An 18,583-nucleotide genomic window follows, 5' to 3' on the forward strand; every position below is an offset into this window, starting at 1 on the left:
GCCCCACCCCTCCCCCTGCCACGGAATAAACCCCATAGGGGTATCTGTTGTGTGGGGAAACTTCCTGTGGAAAAAAGGAGTCCCCATCACCATGACCACTACTGTCATCATCGGCGGCGTCGCCGGCGGAATGTCCACTGCAGCTCGTCTGCGCCGGCGGGACGAAGACATGGAAATTGTCGTCTTCGAGGCCAGCGAACATGTCTCCTTCGCAAACTGCGGTCTGCCCTACTACATCAGCCGCACCATCGACAGCCGCGATGCACTCCTGCTGCAAACCCCGGCATCGCTGAAGGCTCGCCTGAACCTCGACGTATTTGTCTCTCACCGCGTCACGTCAATCAATCGCAATTACAAAACCGTGACCGTGCGCAATGAGGTCACTGGCGATGAGCGCACACAGCGCTATGACTACCTGGTTCTTTCGCCCGGCGCGGTACCGTTCACCCCACCGATCCCGGGCATCGAGCGTGCTAAGACGCTGCGTACGGTAGAGGATGTCGACCTGATTTCCGAGGCCGTCCGCGCTGAGGGCGTAAAGTCCGCCGCCATTATCGGCGGTGGTTTCATTGGTTTGGAGATGGCGGAAAACCTGCACAAACTGGGAATCGAAACCACCGTCGTGGAGCGTTCTCCGCAGATTCTGGCCCCGCTCGATGAGGAAATGGCGATCTACGTCCAGAACCGTCTGACCGAGGCCGGCGTGAAGGTTGTCACCCGCGCTGACACCAAGAACATCACTGACTCCACGCTGGAGATTGTCCGCGATAACGGCGAACAGGTCACCGTCAACGCCGATGTTGTTATCGCCGCCATTGGCGTGCGCCCGGCATCCGAGCTGGCTCGTGACGCAGGCCTCGCTGTCGGCGAGCGCGGTGGCATCAAGGTCGATCGTCATCAGCGCACTTCCGATCCGGCGATTTTCGCCCTCGGCGACGCGGCCGAGAAGGTCGATGCCATCTCCGGTGAGGACACGCTGGTGCCGCTCGCGCAGACCGCGAACCGTCATGGTCGTATGGTCGCGGACATCATCACTGGTCGGGAACAGAAGGCACAGCTGACTCTCGGAACCGCTATCGTCGGCGTGCTGGGGCTGGCCGCTGGCTCCGTGGGATGGAATGAGCGCCGCGCCCGCGCTGCCGGTAAGAACGTCCGCTCCATTCACATTCACCCGGTCAACCACGCTGGCTACTACCCGGGCGCAACGCAGCTGCATCTCAAGCTCGTGGTCGATGCTGATACCGATGCCATCTTGGGCGCACAGGCGGTTGGCGACAATGGCGTCGATAAGCGTATTGATGTCATCGCCACTGCCATGCGCGCTGGTCTCAAGGCCGCTGACCTCGCCGATCTGGAGCTGGCGTACGCACCGCAGTTCGGCTCGGCGAAAGATCCGATCAACTTCCTCGGCTTTGTCGATGACAATGCTCTAAACGGCGAGGAGCTGGTGCAGTGGCACGAGCTCGAGGGTGCGCTGGCGGATGACAATACGGTTCTGTTGGACGTCCGCTCGGCCGGCGAGTACGCCAACGGCAACATCCCAGGCGCGGTCAACGTCAACGTCGACGAAATGCGCGCCTGGCTTGACGACGGCGGCAGCGACAAGCTGGCCGGGAAGAATGTCATTGTCCACTGTCAGGTTGGTCTACGCGGCCATATTGCGGCTGCGATCCTTGCCGGTCATGGCATTAAGGCAAAGAACCTCACCGGTGGTTACCTGACCTGGTCGGCGGGCCAGCGGGCACGAAAGAACTAACACGAACACCTGAGAAGCGTCTTTGTCCTCTTCGACCGATAGACTTAAGCGAGCGCAGATGTCCGCATATATGTTGCAGCCGCTGTCCGGTCGGAGAGGACGATTCTTTAGGTGTCACCAGCACAGCAGATCAAGCACACACTCCAGGCCTACGAGTCGGCGGACGCATCTTTTGCTCAGTCCGCGAAGAAGTTACCACCCGTGGGATGGAAAGGAGCGCTCTACGCTCTCAAGCGTGCGGGTATCGAGTTTTTCTTGGAGCTCGGTTTCGACGCTGCCGCGAAGTTGACCTACTACACTGTGTTGACCTTCGCGCCTGCACTGCTGGCGATTTACTCAATTGCCACGCTGATGTTGGCCGGTTACACCGATGACCTAAACCGTCTGACTGAGGACTTCATCCGCAGCTACATTCCAGCTGAGTATGCCGAACCGATTCGCAATGTCATCTCAACGATTATCGGCTCCGCCACAGGCGGTCTCGTCGCACTGACTATCGGTATTATCTTCGCGCTGATTTCGTCGTCGGCCTACACGCGCGCATTTTCGCGCACGGGTAACTCCATCTATGGCGTTTCCGAAGGTCGCACGCTAATTCGCTACCACCTGCTCATGGTCGCCATTACGCTATTGCTACTCATCGGCACGGTGGTGCTGCTCATTGCGATTATTGTCAATGACCAGCTAGTTATCACCATCGTCGAACCGGTTGCCCGCCCGTTGGGTATTGAATCGACCACGCGACAGGTCATTGACTTCTGCATCTCCGTCTGGAGTTGGCTGCGCTGGCCGGTCATTATCGTCATGTCGATGATTCTGATTGGCTCGCTGTACTACTTCACGCCGAACGTGCGCATGCGCAAATTCCGCTGGCTCAGTACCGGTTCGGCACTGGCAATTATCAGCTCGCTGGGTATTGGCAAGGCATTGCAGCTTTACCTGTTCAACTTTGCGGCTTCAAACCCCTACGGCGCCATGGGTGCCGTCATTGCTCTCATGACTGCACTTTGGGGCATTAATGTCGTCGTGGTCTTCGGCTTCAAGCTCGATGCCGAGGTTGAGAGGATGCGCCAACTGCGCGCCGGCCTGCCCGCAGAGCGATACATCCAGCTTCCACCCCGAGCTACCGCGGCCGCCGAGGGCGAGCAGAAAATCCATCAGAATCTAGAAAAGCAGGCGGCCGAATTCCGAACTGAGGAACTCGACCGCCTGGATAAGATGCCGGCAGAAGCAGCTGAAGATTTTTCCCCGCAGCCCGCTGCTGAGACTGCCCCTGCTACCGATCCGTTCAAGAGGATCGACTAGCAAGGCCAGTAACTAACCACACAGCACCTAGCTATAGCGCAATCACACCCACAATTGCAGCGTTGAGCAGGTTGGTACACAGGCCCGCAATCAGCGCCAGCGGGCCGTTCTTGGCAATCTCACCGCGGCGCTCCGGCGATAGCGCACCGAAGGAACCAATCTGAATTGCAATGGACGACAGGTTGGCGAAGCCAGCCAGAGCGAAGGTCGCCAGCATGATGGACTTCGGATCCAGCGAGTCGACGTGCTCCGAGAACGAGGTGTAGCCGACGAACTCGTTCAGAATCGTCTTCTCACCAATGAAGCTGCCGACCAGCCCTGCGTTCTCCCACGGCACACCAATCAGCCAGGCAATCGGCGCGAAGATCAGGCCGAACAGCCCCTCCAGCGACCAGTTTTCCTGACCGAACCAGCCGCCGATGCCGCCAATCATCGCCGACAGCATCGCAATCACTGCGATGAACGCGATCAACAGACATGCCACAACCACAGCGATACGACCGCCGGCCAACGCACCCGATCCAAGCGCGTCAATGACGTTCTTCGACTCAGTGTCGCGGACATCCTTCACCGACGCATCCAGATCGGATTCCTCCGTCTCCGGCCAGAAAGTCTTCGCAATCAGCAGCGAGCCCGGCGCGTTCATTACCGATGCCGCCAGCAGGTACTCCAACGGCGCACCGAGCAGGGAGTAACCAATCAAGGTCGATCCGGCCACCGACGCAAAACCGCCCGACATACATGCGAACAGCTCCGACTTGGTCAGTTTCGGAATATACGGCTTAACGACGAGCGGAGCCTCCGACTGCCCGAGGAAAATCACCGTGGAAGCGAAGACGGACTCCACCTTCGAGGTTCCCATGATGAACTTCAGTGCGGAACCGACATATTCAACGAAGTACTGCACTACCCGCAGGTAGTAGAGGGCGCCGAGGACTGCGCCCAGGAAGATGATCACTGGCAGCACGTTGAGCACGAAGACGAAGTTCTTTCCCGTGCCGTCGAACAGATTACCGAAGACAAACGAGGTGCCCTCATTTGTAAAGTCGATCATCTTCTCAATGGCACCGGCCACGCTCTTCAACGCCTGGAAGCCGGGTTCCCACTTCAGCACTACCAGCGCGAACACCGCTTGCAGCAGCAGGCCAACGCCGAGTGTGCGCCAGTTAATGGCTTTCCTGTTCTTTGAGATAGCAATGGCAAATCCGATGATGAGGATGATGCCCAGTAAGCCTTGCAGTCTATCCATGGCTTAGGTCTTCTTTCTTTTAAGGACGGCTGTGTGACGGTGCCTACAGGTCCTCGGGACCAAAGGCATAGGGAAGGATTTTTTCGAAGTCAATGCTGGCCGGAGCACCCAGCTCACCATTTTCGGGGCGCTCGGACTCCACTATGACGCGCTTGCACCCAAACTCGTGCAGAACCTGCCGGCAGGCACCGCATGGGTGGCAAGGTGCCGCCTTTCGCCCGACAATGGCGCAGGCCGCAATCTTGTGGTTGCCACCGTGCTCCGCGACCATGCGGAATACGGCTGTGCGCTCTGCGCAGTTGGTCACCCCATAGGACGCATTTTCCACGTTGCAGCCGGTGACCACCGTGCCGTCGTCAAGCAAGAGCGCTGCACCGACCGGAAAACCTGAATAGGGAACGTACGACTTTTCCGTGGCCACGTAGGCCTTAGCCAGTAGTTCTTTGTCTGAGATGTAGGACATTGTGCTCTCCCTCCCCGAGCCTGTTCGAGGTGTTTATGCAAACATACTTATGTGGGTACAAATGGAAAGTTGACTATTGACATTTGTTCTAATGCTGATGATAATCGGAATCAGCAGAGTTCACAAGACCAATATCGCCAAGCACAATCGCCTATAAAAGGAGCGAACAATGGCTGAAAAGTTCGATGTAGTTGACGTCATCAAGGTAAAGCGTGATGGCGGTGAGCTCAGTCCGGAGGAAATCGCCTGGGTCATTGATGCCTACACTCGCGGCGTCGTGGGCGATGAACAGATGGCGGCGCTGAACATGGCCATCTTCATCCGCGGCATGAACCGTCGAGAGATTGTGGACTGGACTCAGGCAATGATTGACTCGGGCGAGACCATGAGCTTCGCATCGCTGAGCAAGCCCACCACGGACAAGCACTCCACCGGTGGTGTCGGTGACAAGATCACACTGCCGCTGGGCCCACTGGTGTCCTCCTACGGCGTGGCTGTCCCGCAGCTGTCCGGCCGCGGCCTCGGCCACACTGGCGGCACCCTGGACAAGCTGGAATCCATTCCGGGCTGGCAGGCTGATGTTCCGAATGACCGCTTGATGCAGATCCTGGAGGATTCCGGCGCGGTCGTCGCAGCAGCCGGTGCGGGCCTGGCACCTGCGGATAAGAAGATTTACGCGCTGCGTGACATCACCTCGACGGTGGACTGCATTCCGCTGATTGCTTCGTCGATCATGTCCAAGAAGATTGCGGAGGGCACCTCCAGCTTGGTGCTGGATGTCAAGGTCGGCTCGGGCGCCTTCATGAAGGATTTGAATCAGGCCCGCGAACTGGCCCGCACCATGGTTGACCTGGGCAACGACGCGGGCGTGAACACCCGCGCGCTACTGACGGACATGTCCGCTCCGCTGGGCCTGACCATCGGCAACGCCCTCGAGGTCCGCGAATCGGTGGAGGTTCTCGCTGGCGGTGGCCCCGCGGACGTCGTGGAGCTGACCTGTGAGCTGGCTCGCAACATGCTGGAGCTGGCCGGTGTGCACGATGCCGACGTGGAGCAGGCTCTGAAGGATGGCCGCGCTATGGATTCGTGGAAGAAGATGATCCGCGCTCAGGGCGGCGATCCGGATGCCGCGTTGCCGGTGGCACCTCACACGCACGATGTGGTTGCGCAGGCCGACGGTTACCTGACCAAGCTGGATGCACTGGCTCTCGGCGTTGGTTCCTGGCGCTTGGGCGCGGGACGTGCTCGTAAGGATGATCCGGTGCAGGCCACTGCCGGTATTGAGATTTTCGCCAAGCCGGGAGACAAGGTAGTCAAGGGCCAGAAGCTGCTCACGCTGCACACTGAAACTCCGGATAAGTTCGAGCGCGCTCTCGAGTCCATCGAGCCGGGCATTGAAATCGGCGACACCGCGCCGACAGCCGAGCGCGAGATTATCCTCGATCGCGTGTCCTAGAAAAATTACTGACGGGCTCGCGCCGGCGCCACTTCCCCGCCCCGAGCCCGTCACTTCCCTACTTTTAAGCTCTCTCCCAAATTTCCGAAAGGACTTGATTTCTCCCATGACTTCCCGCGCTGATGTTGCCAAGATGATTGACCACACCCTACTCAAGCCAGAAGCCACCTCTGACCAGGTCAAGGCACTTATTGAAGAAGCCGCCAAGCTCGGCACCTACTCCATCTGCATCTCCCCCTCGCAGCTCCCAGTCGAGGTGCCGGAGGGCCTGCACATCGCCACTGTCGTCGGCTTCCCCTCCGGCGCGGTAAAGGCCGAGATCAAGGCCGCTGAAGCCGCTCGCGCTGTGGCCGATGGCGCTGAAGAAGTCGACATGGTCATCAACATCGCCTTTGCCAAGGAGCACCGCTTCGACGACCTCGAGGCCGAAATCAAGGCTGTTCGCGACGCCATTCCGGGCAAGATCCTGAAGGTCATCATCGAGTCGGCCGCCCTGACCGATGAGGAAATCATCGCAGCCTGCAAGGCCTCCGAGTCCGCAGGCGCAGACTTCGTCAAGACCTCCACAGGCTTCCACCCGGCCGGCGGCGCTTCCGCTCACGCTGTGAAGCTCATGCGCGAAACTGTGGGCGACCGCCTGGGTGTCAAGGCCTCTGGCGGTATCCGCGATGCCGCTGCCGCTGAGGAAATAATCGCCGCTGGCGCCTCTCGCCTGGGCCTTTCCTCCTCCGCCGCTGTCCTCGACGGTCTGAAGTAGGCGAACCCCGATGCTCTCCGAACAGCTACAAGCCACCATCACCGATTGGATCGCCCACGATCCGGACGAGGCCACCGCCGCCGAGCTCTCCTCGCTTTACGACGAAGCCAAGGCCGCCAACCCCGATGCGATTGCCGAGCTGGAAAGTCGTTTCGCCGGGCCACTCGAATTCGGCACTGCAGGTCTTCGCGGTGTCGTTGCAGCTGGTCAGTCCCGCATGAACCGTGCCACGGTCATCCGTGCCACCGCTGGCTTGGTCGCGCATCTAAAGAACATTGTGGGCGATGACTTCACCGTGGTCATTGGTTGCGATGCCCGCCACGGCTCCGCTGATTTTCACCGCGATGCCGCCGCGGTTGTCGCCGCAGCCGGTGGCAAGGCCCTGGCCCTGCCACAGCAGCTGCCCACACCGGTGACCGCCTTTGCAGTGCGCCACCTCAACGCGGATGCCGGCATTATGGTCACAGCCAGTCACAATCCGCCGAAGGACAATGGCTACAAGGTTTACCTCGGTGGCCGCGCGGTGGAGTCGGATTCCCGCCGAGGTGTCCAGATCATCGCGCCCCATGACAAGCAGATTGCGGAAGCCATCGCAGCTGCTCCACCGGCTGATGAGGTCCCGCGTGACTTCGATGCCGTCGAGCAGGTTGGTCCTGAATTGCTGGATGCCTATGTGAAACGGGCGGCTGCGCTCGCAACGACGTCGTCAAGCGAAGAGAAGCAGGCAGCGAAGATTGTCCTCACCCCGATGCATGGCGTCGGCGGCGAGACCATCGTGCGCACACTGAACGCGGCAGGTTTCTCGAATGTCAGCGTGGTCGAAAAGCAGTTCGCGCCGGACCCGGAGTTCCCGACGGTATCGTTCCCGAACCCGGAGGAAGCCGGTGCGCTGGATCTTGCGTTTGAGCTGGCACGTGCTGAAGACGCGGATGTCATCATCGCGGCTGATCCGGATGCGGACCGCTGCTCGGTAGCTATTCCGGATAGCGGCGTCGATGGCGGCTGGCGACAGCTCTCCGGCGATGACATCGGTGCGTTTCTGGGTGAAGTCATCGCTGCGGATGCCGAGGCCCGTGGGATTGCGACCGTGACCAATGATGAGGGCGCAGAGTTCCCGGCCACAATGGCTAACTCGATTGTGTCCTCGCGCCTGCTGGGCAAGATTGCCGCAGGTCACGGACTGAATTATCGCGCTACACTGACTGGCTTTAAGTGGATTGCTGGTGTGGACGGGCTCGTCTTCGGCTACGAGGAGGCCATTGGCTACTGCACTGACCCGGCAGTCGTGCGAGACAAAGACGGCGTATCTGCGGCGGTGCGTGTCGCCGACGCGGTGGCGCGACTGAAGGGCCAGGGTCTTGGCATCCAGGACCTGCTGGATGATGTCGCCCGTGCCCATGGTCTCTACAAGACCGCCCCGCTGACCTTCCGTGTCGAGGACCGCTCGCTCATTACCAAGGGCATGGCCACTCTGCGCGCCAACCCGCCTGCACAGCTGGCCGGATCGAAGGTCACGCAGGTCACGGACATGAATGACGGCCTAGACATGGTCGACGCCAAGGGCGAGAGCTATCACATCCCGCCTACCGACGGCATTCTCATCCTCACCGAGGCAAACGACCGCGTCATTGCCCGGCCTTCCGGCACGGAACCGAAGCTGAAGTGCTACCTGGAAGTCGTGTTGCCGGTCGCGCCGGCTGCGATTCCACACGTGGCCGCGGCCGAACGGCTCGACCGGATTAAGGCCGAGCTCAAGGAAATCCTGGGGATGTAGCCACTAAGCAGCTAACCAATAGGCAGCTACCAGCTACACCCGGCAACAAACTGGGGTGCGCATGAACAAAACGGCCGAAAAATGGCCGTGAAGTCTCACGCGCACCCCAGTTTCGCATGTGCAGCCCGGAGTCTTGGGCCGGCTCACAAGTTACTGACTAGGTTTATGACAAAAACAAGCAGAAATTAGTGCCGAAACTGACATAAACTTAGGCAGTTTCTCGATGGTCACAACCTCATTTGAAGCTCACCACCTCATTTCGGGTCTAGCTAAACCCGTCCTGGCCGCATTTTGCGGACGACATGCGTCTCCTAACATGCTTTACAGTTTTCCCAGTAATACAATAAAAGCCGTTAACCGTGTCCCCAGGGGATGGAGCACCATTCGCTACGCGGGTTGGGCTCATCACAGGGGGAACACTTCCTCCTCGTGATTGGTACGTCCAGCATGTCGCATAACGAGTTCCCCAGCTCAGACCCCAACTACAATTCGAATCCTTCCACCGGTTCTTTCGGCCCCGTGTACCCGAACCAGGCACCTCAACCCCAACCACAACCACAGCCCCAATTCGCTGCGCAGCCGGCACCAACTTTCGCTTACGCAGCCCCGGCGTATCCGCAGCAAAGATCAGGTACTTCCGGCGCAATGATAGCGCTCATCTCAGTGCTGGTCGTGGTCCTGCTGGGCCTGGTTGGCGCGGTACTTTATGTCACCCTGGGTAAAGATGACTCGGTGACTGCGGCTGACACACAGACGGCTGCCACTACACAGGCCGCTGCCGATGCTTCGAGCCAGCCCAACCCACCGGTCACGCAGACTGAGACCGTGGTTGTTCAAGATTCGAGTGGCTCATCCGGTAATTCGGGCTCGTCTCGCTCATCAGGCCTGGCTGGCGGCAACCTCTCCAGCGCGTGGAAGGGCACGTCCTCAACGAGCGATCCGTTCGTTCGAAATGTTCACAGCGCCTACGTCCGCTATCGCAATTCCACCGGCGCGGAATCCGGCACCATCACGGCCTACAGCCCAACGACTGGCCTGACCTACAACATGTGGTGCCGCCCATCTGGCAGCAACATCAAGTGCACGGGTGGCCGTAACGCAGTGGTGTACATCGGCTAACGCGTACCGCCCACCGCCACGGTCACAGCACTCCAGTCCGCGACCTACGCCACAGCGTCGTCGAGACCGCCGTCTAGGTCGTGGAAAATGGCCCGGTTGAGACGAAATGCCTTTTTCGCCTCGTCGACCACGGCATTTTTATCGGCATCCGAAATGCCCAGCTCAGACAGACTCTGTCGGTAACCGTCGCGGTAGGGCTTAATTTTTCCGATCGCGGAGAAGTCATAGAATCGGGTTCCCTCCGCACCGATGCCGTAGTGCTTGGCCAGCATGGACGCAATCACCTGGCCACCAGAAAGATCGCCCAGGTAGCGAACGTAATGGTGTGCCAATGCGGCGTTGGCGTTGCCGTTGCTTTCGATTTCACGAAGCTCGGCCACGTAGTTCTTTGTCGCCTCCACAGGCGAGATCTTTTCTCGCCAGCCAGGCCCCACCAAATGTTCAAGGTCGGCCGCCAGAGCCTCCAGGCGCTCCAGCTGCGCATCGTAGACCGCGCTGACCTGTGGCGACTCCGCAGTGGACCGCACTGCCTGCTCCAACGCTTCGTACACAAAGTAGAGCTGACCAGTTAGATCGATGGCCGCCTGCGCATTCAGTTCGCCCGCAAGCAGCCTCGACATGAAGTCGGAGTTCTCCGCTTCACTGTGAACACCGGAGGTCTCCACTTTGAGTCTCTCTGCCAAGGGCTGAGCAGCCGGTTTGTCACCTTCTTTAATCGTGTTTTCAACCATGATTTTCTTCTTTCTCTGTGAGGTTCGGAGACTGGGGTGAGAGATTTTTGCCCGTGCGCTGAGGCACCAGCACGGGGTTGCCCGCGGAGTCCTGAAGAACTTCCACACCGATGCCGTAGACTTCGCTGACGGTCTGTGCATCCAGGGTTTCCGCAGGCGGGCCTTGCTTTACGACGCGCCCCTGCGCCACCACCACAACGTGATCGGCATACGCCGCTGCGGCGGACAAATCGTGCAGGACCACGACCACGGCTTTGCCCGCCGCCGCGCGGGCGCGCATCATTCCCATGATTTTTTCGGCGTGGTGGAGGTCCAGGGCCGCGGTCGGTTCGTCGAGAAGCACGACGGGAGTGTCCTGGTAGAACACGCGTGCGCTGTGGACGCGGGCGCGCTCGCCGCCGGAGAGGGTCGGGACTTCCCGGTCAAGGAGGTGCGCGACGTCGCATTCAGTGATGACTTCCTCGAGCAGCTCCTCGTTCGGGCAGCCCCAGGGGTTGCGTCCGAAGTCGATGACTTCGCGGCTGGTGAATGGCACGGACAGTTCTTGGCTCTGTACCAGGACGGCGCGGTAGCGGGCTAGGTCGGCGATGGAGAGCTCGGTAATGGAGTGCTCGCCAATCCGGACGTTGCCGCCGCTGAGCTCATGGTCGCCGGAAAGCGCTGCAAGGAGTGTCGACTTTCCGGCACCATTCGGGCCGACCAGCGCGGTGACTTTTCCGGGCTCGGCGACCACGGAAACATCTTTGAGGATGCGGTGACCACCCAGGGTGATGCTGACATTTTCGGCATAAATTCCCAGGCCAGAGTGGATTTCCATTAGTGCACCGCCCTCTTCGAACGCAGGAGCAGCCAGAAGAACAGTGGGCCACCGACAATCGAGGTGAGCATTCCCAGCGGCAGGTCCGCACCGGTGACCATGGTGCGGGCCGCGAGGTCGGCCAGCGTTGTGGCCAGCGCGCCGCCGAGGATGCATGCGGGAATCAGCGTGCGATGCGCTGGCCCCAGCAGCAGTCGTGCAGCGTGGGGCACGACCAGACCGATGAAAACGATAATGCCGGAAAATGCCACTCCAGCCGCCACGACCAGAGACGTGCCGAAAATAATGACGCGACGCAGCGTGACGACGTTAATACCCAGGTGACGGGCTTGCGCTTCACCGAGGCTCAGAATGTCCAGCTTGCGGTAGCTGACCCACATGGCAATTACGGCCGGAACTGTCACCAGCGTAATAATGAGGACCTGCGTCCAGGTGGCGCTGGCAAACGAGCCCATCTGCCAGAACACAATGCGGTCGCGGGCAGCCGTGGAGGCTACGAATGTCAGAAGCGACACCAAACCACCACAGATGGAGTTCACAGCCACACCGACCAGAATGATTCGGGCGATATCGCGGCCACCGTGCGCATTGGCGGCCACAATAGCCGTGGCCACCGCACCACCGATAAAAGCTGAGACCGCAATGGCCCAGCTGCTGGCGAAGACACTCAACACTCCGCCGAGCACTCCGGAAAGCCCGGCGGCGGTGCCCAAAACTGTGGCGGTGGCAGCGCCGACGGCGGCGCCGGAGGAAACGCCAATGAGGCCGGGTTCGGCAAGTGGGTTGCCGAACACCGCTTGCAGCGCCACACCTGCGAGGGCTAGCCCCGCGCCAACGAGGCAGGCCAGCGCGATGCGCGGCAGTCGCACTTGCCACAGCACGGTGTCGATGGGCTCTGGCGCGTCACCGAGACCGCCATTGAACACTAGCCTCACCATCGAGCTCAGTGATTCGCCGATGGTGGCGCCGAACTGCCCCACGGAGGCCGACCAACCTATTGCCAGCACCAGCGCTAGGGCGAGCCCAATGAAAACGGCCGCCTGTCTGAACGGACTAGTTTTGTTCGCGGTTGTCTGCATTGCTCAGCCAGTCACTTTCCCGCAGTCTTGTCAGCGCTCACACGAGAGCCTGCACCAGCACCAGAATCATCACCAGCACCGCCACCGTAGAGAGCATCCGCAATGGCGCGGATCGCACGCGGCGACTGCGAGTCAAAGGACAGCAACTGCGAATCGGGCACGTCCACAACGGACTCATTCTGGCCCGCCGGGGTCTGTGCGATGCCCGGGATTTCCTTCAAGCCTTCAATCCCGCCGACGGACTCGAGGCCACCAGACATAACCAAGATGGTGTCTGGAGCCGCAGCGATGAGCGACTCTGGCGTAATCGGCGTGAACGCACCCTCAATACCCACGCCCTCACCGGCATCAACACCGCCGAGACGAGTGATCAGAGAACGCCCACCAGAATCCGGCCCCGCAATCATGGCCACACCGGTTCCGCGCACGTAGAGGATCATCATCTTGCGGCCATCGGCCTTGGCCTGCGCGTACTCGGTCGCAGCCGCCATCTCCTTATCCAGGTGCTCCTTCACCGGGCCAACTTGGTCAGCAAGGCCGACTGCGTCCGCAACTTCGTCGATAAGCGTGTTGATGGTCTCGGGAGTGCGCTCGTCCGACACATGGACGACGGTGATCCCCGCTTTTTCAAACGTGTCGAACACGCGGCTGGGGCCGATCGAGCCATCGGTAATGATGAGCTCCGGCTTTAGCTTCATCACCGACTCAGCATTGACTGCATGTCCGCCGATGGTGAGGTTCGGCAGATCCTTTACCGCCGGGAAATCGGAGGTGGCATCGCGCCCCACCAAACGGTCTCCGAGGCCAAGCGTGTAGACCGCTCGGCTGAGTGCTCCCGCCCGATCAAGCGTGAGAATACGCTGGTAGTCCTTGTCCGCCGCCGGTTTCGGGTCTTTCAGCAGCACTTCGGGGTTTTCCGAAGGCAGGTTCGCATGCACGGCACCGTGAGCGGAAATGTTGTTAGCGCGCGGAACCGTCGTCACGCCAGCGCTTGACGACGACGCCCCCTCCCTCGCGGCATCATCGGAACCACAGGCGACTAGTCCTGCGACTAGGACAACACTCAGCAGTGTTCCGGCAAGGCCGCGAACGCGACAGGCAGACACGGTGAACATATTCCCCCTCTGTGAGCTGACGCTGCACGGAGATAGACGACAAAAGAATGACTAAATAACGACTAACAACTAGTAACAAAGAGCTTAGAAAGGACTTTGCTCTACTCACCCATAGAATCTTAGGCTATCTTTTGGTTCTAGGTTAGCCTACCCTTAAATAAAGATAGTAATTTCTACAATCTTCGGAAGGACGTTACCTCCTATGACTACTCGCACATTCCAGCGTCGCGCGGCTTTCCTGGCTATTCCGGCCGTCGCCGCACTTCCACTTCTCGCCGCCTGTGGCTCAGATGACCCAGACGGTGCCGCGCAGGATGCTGCCAACGCCTCGGAAACCACCAGTTCGGCTGAGGCTCAAGAAACCGACGCCCCCGCCCGTGAAGTAACCATGGAGGCCGAGCCGGTCAACGACCTGTCCGAGGGCGATGTCATCACCGTCGACCTCGCTGGCCTCGACCCCGACTACGGCTACTACGCCGCACTCTGCGCCGCAGAGAAGGCTCCAGGCAACCCCGTCCCGGACTGCACCGGTGACCGCAGTGCCGGCACCCAGTCGCAGCAGTGGATTACCAAGAAGTCCGGTGGCACCACCACCATCGCCGACGACAACACTGCGCACTTCGAGCTCAGCGTCGTCCCCACCGGTGAGGCCGTGGACTGTACTCAGCAGGAGTGCGTGCTGAAGCTCTTCGGCGACCACAGCGAGGGTTTCGAGGACATCACCGAAATCCCGGTTACTTTCGCAAAGTAGCCAAACCACACACGCGCAGGTGTCGCAGACCTAGGCTAAGAGCCATGGAAACCGACCAGCCTGCGACTGCCAAAGAGGCGGCACCGCGCCGCATCACACTCCTGCCCGGCGACGGCATCGGCCCCGAAATCACCGATGCCTGCCGAGGACTCATCACCGGCGTCTTCCCCCACTGGGAGCTAACAGAGGCACAAATTGGCTGGTCACAGTGGTGCGCGCACGGCAATCCCGTTCCGCAGAAAACTTGGGAAACACTCGGACGCAGCGACGCCGCTCTGCTCGCGGCGATTACCTCCAAGCCCGCTCGCGAGGCCGAGGAAGAACTAGCACCGCATCTGCGCGGTACCGGCCTGACCTACCGCTCCCCTGTTCTCCAGCTGCGCCAGCGCCTCGACCTCTTCGCCAACATCCGCCCGGTCACCCTGCCCGGCGCGACTGCCGATTTCACCATCGTCCGCGAAAACACCGAGGGCCTCTACAGTCACGACTATCTCCTGCCGCCTCACGACGCCCCGGCCGACTCCCCGCACCACCACCTGTGGGCAGAGGTGGTGGAGGACTCGACGGTGGCTCGCGCCGTCGATAAGCGTGGCGACGTTGCGGTTTCTTTGCGCGTGACGACGTCCTTTGCGTGGCACCGCCTTGCGCGACAGGCGGCCAAGTTGGCTCTCGCGCGGCAGGCGGCAAACCCCGATTCGGAGGCCACGCCGATGGTGACGGTGGCGGACAAGCCGAATATCCTGCGGGACTCTGCGCGTGTGATTCGCGGGGCAGTTGAAGAGGTGGCGGAGGAGTATCCTCAGGTCGCATTTGATTTTGCCAATGCGGATGCCGTGGCAATGCAGCTGGTGACCGACCCGGCGCACTTTGATGTCATCATCGCGGAGAACCTCATCGGCGACATCCTCAGTGACATCGGCGCAGGACTGATTGGCGGGCTGGGGCTGGCGGCGTCGGCGAATGTTGGCGACGACTTTGCGGTTTTCGAGCCGGTGCACGGTTCGGCACCGGACATTGCCGGGCGCGGCATCGCCAACCCGGCTGCGTTTTTGCTCTCTGCTGCAATGTGCGCCGAGCATCTTGGGCATCCGACCTCGGAACTTGCACCGGCAGCCAAGCTGCGCGAGGCCGTCTACGCCGCGACACGCACTGCCGCGACGCCAGACCTCGGCGGCACCGCAACTACCAGCGAGTTTGTGGCTGCGGTGCGTGCGGAGCTGGGGTCGTAGGCATTGACTCGATTACGAAGCGCAATTAAAGTGGTTGCTATCAATCCCAGCCGTTGACCCTCCGCCGATAAGGAGAGCGCCGATGACTGGGATTACTCATAGGGGGAGGGCCAAGAAATATGAGTAGAAACAGATATAGTGTTGCGCGAGCTGTGCCTTTACGCGAGATTACTACAGCAGTGCTTGTTGATGGTGGCTTTTACCGCAAACGTGCGGCAACACTGTTTGGTCATAAGACCGCAGAGGATCGTGCTGATGAACTGGTCAAGTACTGCCATCGCCATATACGTGAATCGCGCGCTGGACTGTACCGAATCTTTTACTACGACTGCCCACCGTCACAGCGGGTTGTTTATCACCCATTGCTCCAGCAGCAAGTCAACCTGGGTAAAAGTGAACTTTTTACCTGGACCAATGACTTCTTCGCTGCATTGGCTAAAAAACGAAAGGTTGCGATTAGAAGAGGAGAGCCTCTTGAAACTCAAGGTGGGTACACCCTAAAAGAGGCTCCGCTCAAGAAGATTTGCCGTGGCACTATCGATGTTTCACAGCTGACCGAAAATGATTTCACCCTTGATATTTCTCAGAAAGGAGTGGACATGCGAATCGGTCTCGACATCGCTTCTCTTGCTGAACAACGACATGTAAATCAAATCATCATGATTTCGGGTGACAGCGATTTCGTTCCTGCAGCCAAACATGCCCGCAGATCTGGGATAGATTTCATTCTCGACCCGTTGTGGGCCCCGATTACCGATAGCCTTAGCGAACACATTGATGGCATTCGCGAGTGCGTAAGCAAACCACCCAAAAACGAAGACGATCCTTTACACGTTAACTACACCGGAAAACAGGACCCTGAGGACGACGAAGAAGAGCTCTAGCCCCTACTGGAACTGGCTGAGGTCAATGCCTTCCAGCGGGTCGGACTCACGGATGTCCTCCTCCGGTGGCAGCGGCACCTCGCAGAGTACAACCGCCGCACCACACGGATCCTGCACGGTCGCCAGCGGACCGAACTCGGTAGCCTGCGGGGCAACGAGCACGGAACCGCCCAGTTCCTCAGCCTTGGCGACAGCGGTGTCGATGTTCTCCACGCCAAGGTAGGCCAGCCAGCCAACGAAGCTCTTATCTGCCGCATCGGTCTGTGCAGCAACCGAGCTGGCTACCAAACCTGCGAACGGCGCCCCGTCTTCCATCGCGACTGCGAAGGTGCCGTGCTCGTTCTTGTTGCGCACTGCGATTTCCCAGCCAAAGAAATTGTGGTAGAAGTCCGCGACCTGCTCAAAGGTCTCCTCCGGGCCTGCGACCAGCTCGAACCACACCGGGGTGCCGGGCTCGCCCGCTGCAATGAAGGCCTGCTCACCCGGCTGTTCCAGCAGCCCAATCAGGCCACCGGCGGGGTCGGAAACAACGGCCATCGTGGATCCGTCGACAAGCGGGGTCGGTTCCTGGAAGACCTCGGCGCCGAGCTCACGCGCCTTCTCGACGGCACCAGCGGCGGAGTCGACATGGAAGTTCACGCGCCACTGGTTGACGAAGGCATTCTCAGCGTCCTTATCGGCCTCCAGCAGCACCGACACCGGCATTCCGGACAGCATGGCAACACGGCGACCAGCGGAAGCCTCGCGGGCATCCTCATGGATTGGTGCGGTATTGCGATAAGCCCACCCGAGAACACCGCGATAGAAACGCTCGGTCTTACGCGGTGCGACGGAGAGCAGATCTACGCGCAGGGGCATGCCAAATTCGGCGGGAAATGCGGGCATGAGTTACAGGTTCCTCCACTTTTCAGGATCAAAGTCATCGTCGGCGGTGGCCTCATCAAAGTAGTCATCATCGACTTCATCGGCGGTGGCCACGCGTGCTGACATACCAGCAACAGAGACGACGTCCCCTGGACGCAGCACCTTGCCACGGCGAGTGTCGACCTCACCGTTCACGCTGACCTGGCCCTCGGCAATGAGTTCCTTGGCCAGACCGCCCGTTTCCACCAGGTTTGCCAACTTCAGGAATTGCCCGAGACGGATGGACTCATCCCGGATTGCGACATCGATAGGCTCCATGCCCTTAAGTGTGTCATATCTGGTGAAAATGATCGGCGTTTGGTTCGGGTTTGGCTTGGCTTTGGCCAGGGTCTGGTCTGATTTAGAGACCTTTGGAGGCCTGGTCGCCACCCCATTTAAACCTCTATTTCAATAAAAACCTCGAACCGCTACGCAGATGAGGCAGCAGACCCTAACATCGTTCTCATGTCTAATTCACGGTCTCCGAAGTGGCACCGGATCACCAGCGAAGCGCCACCCCGCCCTCCGCTGCGCCATATTGCCGCCGCTTCAGTGGCTGTGAGTTTGCCGCTTATGACAATGGCGCTCATCTCAACCTCCATTTCCGACCTGCTGTTTTTGCCCCCTATTGGTGCGGCCATGGCCCTTATCGTCGGCGCACCAAACTTGCCCCTGGCACAACCGCGAAATGTTGTAGTTGGACACCTGATTGGCTGCATAACTGGCATCCTTTTCTCGCGACTTTTAGGTGTCTCCATCATCACCGCGGCAATCGCCGCCGGTATCGCATTCGCACTTATGCTCATTGCTCGGGCAGCTCACTCCCCCGCTACCGCTACCGCGATTGTCACCGCACTGATGCCGCACGGCCCCGACATCAGCAACGACTTCCGCCTCCTTGGCTTGGTTTTCGCCTCTTCAATCATGATTGTGGTGCTGGGTATCCTCGCCAACCGACTGCGCGGCCTTCGCTACCCCACCTACTGGTGGTAGGCGGCCCTGAAGTCCGGACTCACCTGTGAATCCGCGCCACCGAATTCTCCGGATTTAGCGATAAGCCCCTTAACCTCGCTCTCATCCTGCATGAAGCTTTTTACTTCCGACGATTCCCGGCCTTTAAAATCGAGCCGGACAGATCCAGAATGAACGCCTTAGAGAGCAAGACAAATCGTTGGTTGCCACGCCTCAGCCAATA

At 59.9% G+C, this 18,583-nt stretch carries 18 protein-coding genes; 10 read left to right on the forward strand and 8 right to left on the reverse strand.

The window, feature by feature from the left end:
- Positions 1-91 precede the first annotated feature (91 nt).
- A complete protein-coding gene (locus NQ014_RS05630; RefSeq protein ID WP_257074165.1) occupies positions 92-1,756 on the forward strand; it encodes an FAD-dependent oxidoreductase in 1,665 nt (554 codons plus the stop codon).
- A gap of 201 nt (positions 1,757-1,957) precedes the next feature.
- Positions 1,958-3,061: a YihY/virulence factor BrkB family protein gene (locus tag NQ014_RS05635; protein ID WP_257074167.1), complete on the forward strand. Its 1,104-nt coding sequence runs from the start codon at positions 1,958-1,960 to the stop codon at positions 3,059-3,061.
- Positions 3,062-3,092: 31 nt separating this feature from the next.
- Here NQ014_RS05635 and NQ014_RS05640 read toward each other — a convergent pair whose 3' ends face one another.
- Positions 3,093-4,310, reverse strand: coding sequence for a NupC/NupG family nucleoside CNT transporter (locus tag NQ014_RS05640; RefSeq protein ID WP_257074168.1), 1,218 nt, complete (start codon positions 4,308-4,310; stop codon positions 3,093-3,095).
- Positions 4,311-4,353: 43 nt separating this feature from the next.
- Positions 4,354-4,773 carry a cytidine deaminase gene (locus NQ014_RS05645; RefSeq protein WP_257074171.1) on the reverse strand — a complete coding sequence of 140 codons (420 nt, stop codon included), beginning with the start codon at positions 4,771-4,773 and terminating at the stop codon, positions 4,354-4,356.
- Between the two features lie 169 nt (positions 4,774-4,942).
- Between NQ014_RS05645 and NQ014_RS05650 the strand changes: the two genes are divergently transcribed.
- The 4 genes from NQ014_RS05650 to NQ014_RS05665 all read left to right on the forward strand — a co-directional run bounded on the left by NQ014_RS05650 (position 4,943) and on the right by NQ014_RS05665 (position 9,879).
- Positions 4,943-6,229: a thymidine phosphorylase gene (locus NQ014_RS05650; RefSeq protein WP_257074172.1), complete on the forward strand. Its 1,287-nt coding sequence runs from the start codon at positions 4,943-4,945 to the stop codon at positions 6,227-6,229.
- A 106-nt stretch (positions 6,230-6,335) separates the two neighbouring features.
- Positions 6,336-6,986 carry a deoxyribose-phosphate aldolase gene (gene deoC / locus NQ014_RS05655; RefSeq protein WP_257074173.1) on the forward strand — a complete coding sequence of 217 codons (651 nt, stop codon included), beginning with the start codon at positions 6,336-6,338 and terminating at the stop codon, positions 6,984-6,986.
- 10 nt (positions 6,987-6,996) lie between these two features.
- Entirely contained in the window at positions 6,997-8,760 is a 1,764-nt protein-coding gene (locus NQ014_RS05660) for a phospho-sugar mutase (protein WP_257074175.1), read from the forward strand.
- A 429-nt stretch (positions 8,761-9,189) separates the two neighbouring features.
- On the forward strand, positions 9,190-9,879 hold the full coding sequence (locus NQ014_RS05665) for a hypothetical protein (RefSeq protein WP_257074176.1): 690 nt from the start codon (positions 9,190-9,192) through the stop codon (positions 9,877-9,879).
- Positions 9,880-9,923: 44 nt separating this feature from the next.
- Here the strand turns inward: NQ014_RS05665 and NQ014_RS05670 are convergent, their stop codons facing one another.
- The 4 genes from NQ014_RS05670 to NQ014_RS05685 are packed head-to-tail and all read right to left on the reverse strand — an operon-like array spanning position 9,924 to position 13,621.
- Positions 9,924-10,610, reverse strand: coding sequence for a heme oxygenase (biliverdin-producing) (locus tag NQ014_RS05670; RefSeq protein WP_257074177.1), 687 nt, complete (start codon positions 10,608-10,610; stop codon positions 9,924-9,926).
- The gene (locus NQ014_RS05675; RefSeq protein ID WP_257074178.1) at positions 10,603-11,427 is read right to left on the reverse strand and encodes a heme ABC transporter ATP-binding protein; all 825 of its coding nucleotides are present in this window, start codon (positions 11,425-11,427) and stop codon (positions 10,603-10,605) included. Before NQ014_RS05675 ends, NQ014_RS05670 begins: the two co-directional genes overlap by 8 nt.
- Complete coding sequence (locus NQ014_RS05680; protein ID WP_257074180.1) at positions 11,427-12,506, reverse strand: iron ABC transporter permease; 1,080 nt, start codon at positions 12,504-12,506, stop codon at positions 11,427-11,429. The genes NQ014_RS05675 and NQ014_RS05680 overlap by 1 nt, the downstream gene beginning before the upstream one ends.
- An 11-nt stretch (positions 12,507-12,517) precedes the next feature.
- Complete coding sequence (locus tag NQ014_RS05685) at positions 12,518-13,621, reverse strand: hemin ABC transporter substrate-binding protein (RefSeq protein ID WP_257074182.1); 1,104 nt, start codon at positions 13,619-13,621, stop codon at positions 12,518-12,520.
- Between the two features lie 202 nt (positions 13,622-13,823).
- Here NQ014_RS05685 and NQ014_RS05690 point away from each other — a divergent pair, with 202 nt between their 5' ends.
- The 3 genes from NQ014_RS05690 (at position 13,824) to NQ014_RS05700 (ending at position 16,485) form a co-directional block, all read left to right on the forward strand.
- Positions 13,824-14,372, forward strand: coding sequence for a neocarzinostatin apoprotein domain-containing protein (locus tag NQ014_RS05690; RefSeq protein WP_038627230.1), 549 nt, complete (start codon positions 13,824-13,826; stop codon positions 14,370-14,372).
- Positions 14,373-14,416: 44 nt separating this feature from the next.
- A complete protein-coding gene (locus tag NQ014_RS05695) occupies positions 14,417-15,601 on the forward strand; it encodes an isocitrate/isopropylmalate dehydrogenase family protein (protein WP_257074184.1) in 1,185 nt (394 codons plus the stop codon).
- A gap of 119 nt (positions 15,602-15,720) precedes the next feature.
- Positions 15,721-16,485 carry an NYN domain-containing protein gene (locus NQ014_RS05700; protein ID WP_257074186.1) on the forward strand — a complete coding sequence of 255 codons (765 nt, stop codon included), beginning with the start codon at positions 15,721-15,723 and terminating at the stop codon, positions 16,483-16,485.
- 3 nt (positions 16,486-16,488) lie between these two features.
- On the opposite strand, the gene NQ014_RS05705 is transcribed toward NQ014_RS05700, so the two are convergent.
- Both NQ014_RS05705 and NQ014_RS05710 read right to left on the reverse strand, forming a co-directional pair.
- Positions 16,489-17,370 (reverse strand): VOC family protein, encoded by an 882-nt coding sequence (locus tag NQ014_RS05705; protein ID WP_257074187.1) that lies wholly within the window; start codon positions 17,368-17,370, stop codon positions 16,489-16,491.
- A 3-nt stretch (positions 17,371-17,373) separates the two neighbouring features.
- Positions 17,374-17,667: an RNA-binding S4 domain-containing protein gene (locus tag NQ014_RS05710; protein ID WP_005510922.1), complete on the reverse strand. Its 294-nt coding sequence runs from the start codon at positions 17,665-17,667 to the stop codon at positions 17,374-17,376.
- A 186-nt stretch (positions 17,668-17,853) separates the two neighbouring features.
- Here NQ014_RS05710 and NQ014_RS05715 point away from each other — a divergent pair, with 186 nt between their 5' ends.
- Positions 17,854-18,381 (forward strand): HPP family protein, encoded by a 528-nt coding sequence (locus NQ014_RS05715; protein WP_257074193.1) that lies wholly within the window; start codon positions 17,854-17,856, stop codon positions 18,379-18,381.
- Positions 18,382-18,583 lie beyond the last annotated feature (202 nt).

The sequence above is a fragment of the Corynebacterium sp. 5QC2CO genome (assembly GCF_024580435.1).
Classification (GTDB): Bacteria; Actinomycetota; Actinomycetes; order Mycobacteriales; family Mycobacteriaceae; genus Corynebacterium; species Corynebacterium jeikeium_D.

Bases quoted from the DNA above. Each gene is read 5' to 3' on its own strand.
- NQ014_RS05685 (WP_257074182.1), bottom strand. From the start codon at position 13,621: ATGTTCACCGTGTCTGCCTGTCGCGTTCGCGGCCTTGCCGGAACACTG.
- NQ014_RS05705 (WP_257074187.1), bottom strand. From the start codon at position 17,370: ATGCCCGCATTTCCCGCCGAATTTGGCATGCCCCTGCGCGTAGATCTG.
- NQ014_RS05700 (WP_257074186.1), top strand. From the start codon at position 15,721: ATGAGTAGAAACAGATATAGTGTTGCGCGAGCTGTGCCTTTACGCGAG.
- NQ014_RS05710 (WP_005510922.1), bottom strand. From the start codon at position 17,667: ATGGAGCCTATCGATGTCGCAATCCGGGATGAGTCCATCCGTCTCGGG.
- NQ014_RS05640 (WP_257074168.1), bottom strand. From the start codon at position 4,310: ATGGATAGACTGCAAGGCTTACTGGGCATCATCCTCATCATCGGATTT.
- deoC (WP_257074173.1), top strand. From the start codon at position 6,336: ATGACTTCCCGCGCTGATGTTGCCAAGATGATTGACCACACCCTACTC.
- NQ014_RS05695 (WP_257074184.1), top strand. From the start codon at position 14,417: ATGGAAACCGACCAGCCTGCGACTGCCAAAGAGGCGGCACCGCGCCGC.
- NQ014_RS05680 (WP_257074180.1), bottom strand. From the start codon at position 12,506: ATGCAGACAACCGCGAACAAAACTAGTCCGTTCAGACAGGCGGCCGTT.
- NQ014_RS05660 (WP_257074175.1), top strand. From the start codon at position 6,997: ATGCTCTCCGAACAGCTACAAGCCACCATCACCGATTGGATCGCCCAC.
- NQ014_RS05630 (WP_257074165.1), top strand. From the start codon at position 92: ATGACCACTACTGTCATCATCGGCGGCGTCGCCGGCGGAATGTCCACT.
- NQ014_RS05670 (WP_257074177.1), bottom strand. From the start codon at position 10,610: ATGGTTGAAAACACGATTAAAGAAGGTGACAAACCGGCTGCTCAGCCC.
- NQ014_RS05690 (WP_038627230.1), top strand. From the start codon at position 13,824: ATGACTACTCGCACATTCCAGCGTCGCGCGGCTTTCCTGGCTATTCCG.
- NQ014_RS05645 (WP_257074171.1), bottom strand. From the start codon at position 4,773: ATGTCCTACATCTCAGACAAAGAACTACTGGCTAAGGCCTACGTGGCC.
- NQ014_RS05650 (WP_257074172.1), top strand. From the start codon at position 4,943: ATGGCTGAAAAGTTCGATGTAGTTGACGTCATCAAGGTAAAGCGTGAT.
- NQ014_RS05715 (WP_257074193.1), top strand. From the start codon at position 17,854: ATGTCTAATTCACGGTCTCCGAAGTGGCACCGGATCACCAGCGAAGCG.
- NQ014_RS05675 (WP_257074178.1), bottom strand. From the start codon at position 11,427: ATGGAAATCCACTCTGGCCTGGGAATTTATGCCGAAAATGTCAGCATC.